At 55.2% G+C, this 737-nt stretch carries 1 protein-coding gene; it reads left to right on the top strand.

The genetic code is table 11. The features are described from left to right. Window positions 1–337, top strand: a 337-nt coding sequence (locus HMPREF3175_RS10270; protein ID WP_176745123.1) for a hypothetical protein, incomplete at its 5' end; no start/stop codon positions are given. Window positions 338–737 lie beyond the last annotated feature (400 nt).

The raw sequence follows: 737 nt of genomic DNA on the forward strand, positions 1-737 counted from the left end.
CCTCATTGAGGTAGACGGGCTCTCGATGGAGAAGCTTGACGATGCCATGTTGCGAATCAATGTTTCCTATACCGACAAGGGAACATACCTCGTACAGATGCGCCCAATGGTTCTGAGGGCAGATGAGGAGCTTAACTTGACGAAAGAGGTGAGTGTGACCGTTCCGGAGCCGATCGCGGAAGCGAACGTCAGCGGGAGGGTCAACGGCAACACGGTGACGTGGACGAGCGATAACTTCGCCGAAGCCATGGAGGGCATCGAGATTAAACCGCAGATGAACGAAGCCGACGGGAAAACCCTCACCGCTGAAACCCGTCCAACAAACACGGATAAGTAGACACCGGCCTGACTTTCGCTGGGTGTGGGGTGAGTGCGTTGTGCGCCCTCACCCCTTGGCGTTGCAGCGGCGGTGCATCCGCGGCAACCGCAACGCCGGAGCTTCCCATGCTCACACCATCATTAGAACATATATTCGAATCAGTGTCACGCCGAGAAACACTGTCACTGCAAAGAAAGGCACAAGCACCTTCACAGTCCGGGTCATCCTTACGGTGGACCTACTGCTCTGTGCTTTCTGCAAACATGAAGGTATCAACGAGGCTATAAGCCTTCCCCCTAGGGCCGTTTCAGGTTGTTGGCGCAGAGTTATCTATCTCTGCAACGTTCCGCCGTGGCCACCGATTGAGGTAGGAGATCATGAGGTTCACCAAGTCTTTCCGTGCAGTGACCGCGGTACT

This window comes from Arthrobacter sp. HMSC08H08, from assembly GCF_001807575.1.
GTDB lineage: Bacteria > Actinomycetota > Actinomycetes > Actinomycetales > Micrococcaceae > Pseudoglutamicibacter > Pseudoglutamicibacter albus.